Origin of the sequence: Brevibacterium samyangense (assembly GCF_039529845.1) — a bacterium.
Classification (GTDB): Bacteria; Actinomycetota; Actinomycetes; order Actinomycetales; family Brevibacteriaceae; genus Brevibacterium; species Brevibacterium samyangense.
In genome coordinates, this window is record NZ_BAAANO010000020.1 from 73591 (window position 1) to 80481 (window position 6891).

Annotated in this window: 7 protein-coding genes; 1 reads left to right on the forward strand and 6 read right to left on the reverse strand. The window is 71.4% G+C overall.

Annotation, left to right across the window (positions count from 1 at the left end):
- From ABD172_RS10975 to ABD172_RS10995, 5 genes are all read right to left on the reverse strand, one after another.
- On the reverse strand, nucleotides 1–948 hold the full coding sequence (locus ABD172_RS10975) for a 1,4-dihydroxy-2-naphthoyl-CoA synthase (RefSeq protein ID WP_344309583.1): 948 nt from the start codon (nucleotides 946–948) through the stop codon (nucleotides 1–3).
- Nucleotides 949–984: 36 nt separating this feature from the next.
- Complete coding sequence (locus ABD172_RS10980) at nucleotides 985–1863, reverse strand: putative RNA methyltransferase (RefSeq protein ID WP_344309585.1); 879 nt, start codon at nucleotides 1861–1863, stop codon at nucleotides 985–987.
- Entirely contained in the window at nucleotides 1860–3524 is a 1665-nt protein-coding gene (locus ABD172_RS10985; protein ID WP_344309587.1) for an ATP-binding cassette domain-containing protein, read from the reverse strand. Before ABD172_RS10985 ends, ABD172_RS10980 begins: the two co-directional genes overlap by 4 nt.
- 381 nt (nucleotides 3525–3905) lie before the next feature.
- Entirely contained in the window at nucleotides 3906–4229 is a 324-nt protein-coding gene (locus ABD172_RS10990) for an AzlD domain-containing protein (RefSeq protein ID WP_344309590.1), read from the reverse strand.
- Nucleotides 4226–5023 (reverse strand): AzlC family ABC transporter permease, encoded by a 798-nt coding sequence (locus ABD172_RS10995; RefSeq protein WP_344309592.1) that lies wholly within the window; start codon nucleotides 5021–5023, stop codon nucleotides 4226–4228. Before ABD172_RS10995 ends, ABD172_RS10990 begins: the two co-directional genes overlap by 4 nt.
- Nucleotides 5024–5077: 54 nt before the next feature.
- Between ABD172_RS10995 and ABD172_RS11000 the strand changes: the two genes are divergently transcribed.
- Nucleotides 5078–6112 (forward strand): o-succinylbenzoate synthase, encoded by a 1035-nt coding sequence (locus ABD172_RS11000; RefSeq protein WP_344309595.1) that lies wholly within the window; start codon nucleotides 5078–5080, stop codon nucleotides 6110–6112.
- A gap of 6 nt (nucleotides 6113–6118) precedes the next feature.
- Here ABD172_RS11000 and ABD172_RS11005 read toward each other — a convergent pair whose 3' ends face one another.
- Nucleotides 6119–6484: a hypothetical protein gene (locus ABD172_RS11005; protein ID WP_344309597.1), complete on the reverse strand. Its 366-nt coding sequence runs from the start codon at nucleotides 6482–6484 to the stop codon at nucleotides 6119–6121.
- Nucleotides 6485–6891 lie beyond the last annotated feature (407 nt).

The following is a 6891-nucleotide window of genomic DNA, read 5'->3' on the forward strand; positions in this document are numbered from 1 at the left end:
TCAGTAGTACCAGGGGAACGGGGTCCAGTCGGGATCGCGCTTCTGCAGGAATGCATCCCGGCCCTCGACAGCCTCGTCGGTCATGTACCCGAGGCGCGTGGCCTCACCGGCGAACACCTGCTGGCCCATGAGCCCGTCGTCCGTGAGGTTGAAGGCGAACTTGAGCATGCGCTGGGCATTCGGGGACTTGCCGAGGATCTCGCGTGCCATCTGCAGGGCCGCGTTCTCGAGTTCGGCGTGGTCGACGACCTCGTTCACCGCCCCGAAATCGTACATGTCCTGCGCCGAGTACGTGCGCCCGAGGAAGAAGATCTCCCGTGCCCGCTTCTGCCCGACCATCTTCGCGAGGTACGCGGAGCCATAGCCGGCGTCGTAGGACCCCACGTCCGCGTCCGTCTGCTTGAACTTCGCGTGCTCGCGGGAGGCGATCGTCATATCGCACACGACGTGGAGCGAGTGCCCGCCACCGGCGGCCCACCCGGGCACGACCGCGATGACGATCTTCGGCATCGTGCGGATGAGGCGCTGCACCTCGAGGATGTGGAGGCGACCTGCGCGGGCCGGGTCGACGGTCTCCGCGGTCTCGCCCTCGGCGTACTGGTATCCCGACCGCCCACGGATGCGTTGGTCACCGCCGGAGCAGAACGCCCAACCGCCGTCCTTGGCGCTCGGACCGTTGCCGGTGAGGAGGACGGCGCCGACGTCCGGGGTCTGCCGGGCGTGGTCGAGGGCGCGGTACAGCTCGTCGACGGTGTGCGGGCGGAAGGCGTTGCGCACCTCGGGGCGGTCGAACGCGATGCGGACGCACCCGATGTCCTTGCCGTCCGCATCGATCGCGCGGTGGTACGTGATGTCCGTGAAGTCGAAACCGGAAACGGTCCGCCACTTCGTCGGGTCGAAGATCTCCGAGACGCCGTTGTTCCCGGTGGTGTCGGTCGTTGTGCTCATGGGCGTCACTCTAGCCCGCCACCTGGGCCGCTCGGATCACGCAGCGTCCGGGGCGTCCTTCCGCCGGTAGATCCCGAGGCGCACGTGTCCGGTCACCGGCATGACGTCCACGCCCGGATCCCCGCTCCCCGCCTTCCCGGCGTCTCGATGATGTTTGCTCGGTCCCATCCCCGCCACGTCCGAGGCGCCCTGCCGATCGAGCATCATCGTCCATCGCACGTGGTCGGCGGCCACGAGGTCGAAGTACGGACCGAGCGCTGCCGCGAGGCGTTCGGCCTTGTGCTCGTCGATCCCGATGACGGCTCCGCCGGCGCGGAGTTCCTGCAGGTGGGGCGCCTCGGGGGTGGCGACGACGAGGTGCCCGCCGGGGGCGAGGACGCGGTGCATCTCCTCCCCGTTGCGCGGAGCGAAGACGTCGAGGACGACGGAGGCGACGCCCGAGCGGAGCGGCCACGGGGAGAAGGTGTCCGCGACGACGGAACCTACGCGGGGGTGCACGCGGGCGGCTCGGCGTGCGGCGGCGGTCGAGAGGTCGAAGCCGAGGCCGGCGCGGTGCCGCTCGGTCTCCGGCGACTCCGCGCACGCGCGGACGGCTTCCGCGAGGTACGTGCCCGGCCCGCACCCGGCGTCGAGGATCACGCCGGGCGCGGCATCGACGAAGGCGCTCGCCGCGGCGGCCACGGCCCGGTGGAGCGGCGCGAAGTGGCCGGCGGCGAAGGTGCGGAGCCGGGCGGCGATCATGTCCGCATCGTCGGCGATGAGGTTCCGGGTGCGTGGCGGCAACAGGGTGACGTAGCCCTGTTTCGCCTCGTCGTACCGGTGCCCGCCCGCGCACCCGAGCACGCGGGCGGCGACCCGTTCGAGGTCGCGAGCGCAGTGCGGGCAGCGCAGGCAGGGGAGGAGCTCGTCGATCACGTGGATGAGCCTACTGGGGTGACCTCCGCCCGGCGCCACCCGGTGAGGTCGCGCAGCATCTGCCGGTCGTGCGTCGCCACGACGACCGCTGCACCGGTCGCCGCGAGCGCCGCCGTGAGCTCCTCGACGAGCAGGGGAGAGAGGTGGTTGCTCGGCTCGTCGACGAGCAGCACGTTCGGGCGCAGTGCGAGGACGCTCGCGATCGCGAGGCGCCGCTGCTGGCCCTGCGACAGAGCCCGCGCCGGTGTGCGCATCGTCTCCGCCTCGAGGAGGCCGAGCGTACTCGGCCCGACGACCTCGTCCCGATGCAGGCGCCCGTCCCGGACCGCCGCGGCGGCCGTACGCTCGTACACCTCGTACGCGGTGAGACCTGCCTCCCACCGCGGCTCCTCCTGCCCGATGACACCGATCCGAGCCTCCGCGCTCGCCCACCGGCTGCCACTCGTCGGGTCGAGGAAGCCCGAGAGGACCGCGAGGAGCGTCGACTTCCCGGCTCCGTTCGGCCCGGTGACGAGCACCTTCTCACCCGCAGCGAGAGCGAGGGACACCGGCCCGCCGAGGCGCCCCTCCACCGCGACATCGTCGACCTCGAGCAGATCGGGGGTCCGTCCCGCGAACCCGCCGAGGTCCGGGAATCGCAGGGCGAGCGGAGGCGTCGGCACGGTGATCCGGTGCGCCTCGAGCTCCTCCCGTTTCCGGTTGAGTGCCTGCACGATCCCGGGAGCCCGGCTCTGCCGCTGGTGCTTCCCGGTGCCCTTGTCGGGGCGCCATCCGGTGCTCAACCGGTCGCGCGCCTCGGCGACGGACTGGGTGAGGCGCCGGTGTTCGGCGACCTGCGCCTCGTGCTCCTGGACCCACCGGGCCCGGTCCCGGGCCCGGCCCTCCTGCCAGGCGACGTACCCACCCGAATACAGGAGTGGTCGGCCGTCCGCGGAGGGATCGAGGTCGAGGAAGTCCTCGCACACGTCGTGCAGGAGCGCACGGTCGTGACTCACGAGGACGACGCCGCCCCGGTGCTCACGGATGCGCGTCGTGAGGTACTCGAGTCCGGCGGCATCGAGGTGGTTCGTCGGCTCGTCGAGCAGCAGGATGTCGGAGTACACCCCGAGCACGCACGCGAGCCGGACGCGGTACCGCTGGCCCACTGAGAGCGTGTGCAGCCGCCGGGAACGGTCGGTGCACGCGCCGAGCGACTCGAGCGCCACGTCGAGGCGCCGCTCGGCGTCCCAGGCGTCGAGTGCCGTGGCCCGTTCGAGGGCAGCGGCGTAACGGTCGGCGGGGTCGGGGGACGTGTCGTCGGCGAGGGCGGCCGCAGCGGCGTCGAGTTCGGCGAGGGCGGCGCGGGAGGCCGCCATCGCCTCGGCGAGGAGGTCGCCGACGGTCGAGTCCGGCGCGGTCTCCATCGCCTGCCGGGCCAACGCCGAGGTGCCGATCCGGGTGAGCGTGCCCGCCTCCGGCGCGAGTTCCCCGGCGAGGGCATGGAGGAGCGTGGTCTTGCCCCGCCCGTTCTCACCGACGATCGCGAGGCGCGATCGGGCGCTCACCACGAGGGAGAGATCGGACAGCAGATTGCGGCCGCCGCGGGTGAGCGTGAGATGTTCGGCGCGGATCTGCGCGGCGGATCCGGCGGGGTGCGTGGACGAATGAGACAGATGGGTCATGAAAGTGCTCCGGGTTCATGGATGGAACCGGGCGGAGCGGAACGCGCGAGGTGCGTCGTGGGAGAGTGCGCTGCGGGAAACGTCTACCGCGAGAAGCGCATGTCTCCTGTGAGGAGCGCAGCACGAAGAACCGCCCGGTCGGGGGGGTCCAGGACGGCGGAGCGTCGAAATCAGCCGGGCACCGCCGTCAGCGGCGTGCCCAGGGCCTCATGATCATCGAGAGTTTCACGTCATCCAGTGTACGCGGGGACCCGAGCTCCCTGGGGCACAACGGTTTCGCCGACGACGACCGATTCGGTTGCCGATCCGCGAAACGGCAACCGAAGCGATCGCGTTGGGGAAATCCGTTGCGCACGTGGTCCACGCTGCGCGCGGCGCCCCTCACAATCCTGCGAGGAAGCGCACTCCCACCGTCGTGAGCACCGCGAGGACGAGGCACAGGATGTCGTTGACGCGGAACCACCGCAGCAGCACCGCAAGCCCCACTCCGGGCAGGAGGGTGGCGTCGAAACTCCCGCCGCGGTGTCCGATGAGGACGTTGACGACGAGCGCGGCGAGGAGTCCCTGGCCCATGCCGTCGATCGCGCGGGTGACGCGCCCCGGAACCTGACGTCCTGCGAGGATCACGGGCCCGAAGGACTTGAAGACGAAGTTCACCGCGAAGAGGATCACCGTCGCGGCGAGGAACGGCCAGATCGGGATCATCGGGAATCACCGTCCTCCCGCGACTCGGCCGAGGCGTTGTGCGTGCCGCCCGGTCCCCCGCCCGCAAACGGCACGATCGCCTCCCGCTCCCGCGGTACCGACCGAAGAGCACCCCACACGAGCCCGGGGATGCTCCCGGCGAGCAGCGCGGTGCCGGCGGGCAGGAACGCGAGGGCCGCTCCCGCGACGAATGCGCACAGGAGGAGAGGCAGCTTGAGTTCCGGCCTGTTCCGGACCGCGACCGAGAGCATCATCGCGAAGAAGGCGGGGAACACGACGTCGAGTCCGAGCATCCGCATCGTCTCCGCATCGGGCGCGAGGTACGCACCGACCGCGGTACCGGCGACCCACGCCGGGAACTGCACGAGCGAGGAGGTCATGAAGATCGAGCGGTCCACGGTGCCGTCGGGTCGCTGCGCCGAGGCCCAGGACACGTCGAGCGTGAGCTGTGCCTCGAGCGCCCGGCGCAGGCGTCCTCCCCGCAACGCGGTCACGGACGACGCCGCCATCGGGATGAAGCGCGCATTGAGGAGGACGGCGCTGCCGATCCCGGACGCGAACGACCCACCGGTCGCGATCGTCGTGGCGAACGCGAACTGCGCGGACCCCGAGAACACGAGGAGCGACATGAGGCAGGCGGCCCACGGCGGGATGCCGATCGACGACGCGAAGGTCCCGAAGGTGAGGGCGAGGACGAACGCGGCGACGGCCTGGGTGAGCGCGATGCCCCACGGGGAGGAGGACTTCGACGGCGGGGTCGCCTCGGGAGGAGAAGGGGGATGAGGGGAGGACACGCACCAAGAAGTATCACGGGCGGGCCCACCCCGAGCACCACATAACCTGGGGGAATGATCGATCCGGCTCTTTCCACCGTCCTCAGCAGTGCCTCGGATCCCCGCGAGGTCTTCGACCGGATCGCGGTCGTGTCCCTGCCGATGGTGACGCGGTTCCGCGGGATCACGGTGAGGGAGGCGATGCTCCTTCGCGGTCCGGCCGGATGGGCGGAGTTCTCCCCGTTCCTCGAGTACGTACCGGCCGAGGCGTCCCGCTGGCTCCTCGCCGCTCTCGAGTACGCGACGAACGAGGTACCCACGCCCCTCCACGACACCGTGCCGGTGAACGGCACCGTCCCCGCCTGCACCCCCGCCGAGGTGCCCGCCGTCGTCGCCCGCTACGACGGGGTCAGCACGTTCAAGATCAAGGTGGCCGAGCACGGTCTCGACTCCCTGCCGGAGGACCTCGCGCGCATCAGCGCGGTGCGGGATGCCGCCCCCGAGGCACTCCTCCGTCTCGACGCGAACGGCAAGTACGCAGACCTCGGGCAGGGACAGCAGGCCCTCCGGGCCTTCGCGGAGTTCGACCTCCAGTACATCGAGCAGCCCGTCATGCCCGTCGAGGGTCTTGCGGAGATCCGCGCGTGGATCGCGGACGAGGGCCTGCCGCTGCGGATCGCCGCGGACGAATCGATCCGGAAGGCCGAGGATCCCTACCGCGTCGCCGCACTCGGCGCCGCCGATGTCGTCATCGTGAAGGTCCAACCGCTCGGCGGGGTGCAGGCGGCACTCCGCGTCGTCGAGGGAACCGGCCTGCCCGCCGTCGTCTCCTCCGCCCTCGACACCTCGGTGGGACTGAGCGCGGGGACGGCGCTCGCGGCCGCGCTGCCGGGCGAACGCCTCGCGTGCGGGCTCGGCACGAGCAGCCTGTTCGAGTCGGATGTCGTGACGTCGCCCCTGCGCGCACACGGCGGGGTCCTGCCCGTCGGCCGCGTCGCACCGGAGGATGCGTTGCTCACGCGGTTCCGAGCGGAGCCGGCGCGGGAGGAGCACTGGAGGCGGCGCCTCGGCGAGTGCTGGGACGTGCTGCGTGCGGAGGCGGGCTGTTGACCCGGCTCACCCCACCGCGTCGACGAGCTCCTGCGTGCCTTCGGTCGTGAGCGCTTCGCCGTCGTCGGCGTCCGGGGTGAAACCGGCTCCGGTCACGGTTGCTTCGAGCGCCTGCGCGTCGAGCGGCGGGGTGCTCGGTTCGACGGTCCCGCCCGCCGCCGTGTCGGCGGTCGCAGTGTCCACCGCCGAGGCGCCCGCGGGCTGATCCTGTTCCTCACCGCCTTCCTGCCCTCCACCGCAGGCGGTGAGCGCCATGAGGGAGAGGACCGCGGCGAGTGAGGCCAGCGGGACGCCGGGCCTGTGCACGAACGGGCGCGGGCCACGGGGTTCGCGCGCGGAATGTTCACGGGCGGAGAGGTGGGAGTGCGTCACCGAGGGCGATCCCTTCGTTCGGGTTGCCGGACGGACGGAAGGTCGTGAAGTCGGACCGTCGGGTTGTCGGGCGTACGGGGGTCGGGTGGGCCCTTCTGTCGTGCCCACGGTCCCACACGAGTCCGAACGCCGGCTCCGTGCCGGGTGGGAACGTGCGAGGGAAGAGTTCGCCCGATCGACGACCGCAGTTCTCCGGAATGTACGTTCCCCGAGGTGAGAGTGGGTCGGGACCGTTTTCGGCCCCTGTTCGACGTCCACCCCACTCCCATTCCCACGGAGGAATCCCCATGAGAACGACGACAGGCCGCGCACTCCCGCTGGCCGCCACCGCAGCCCTGCTCACCCTCGGAACGGCCGTGTCCCCGGTGGCCGCCCAGGCGACGACCACCGCGGAGGCCGCCGGCGCC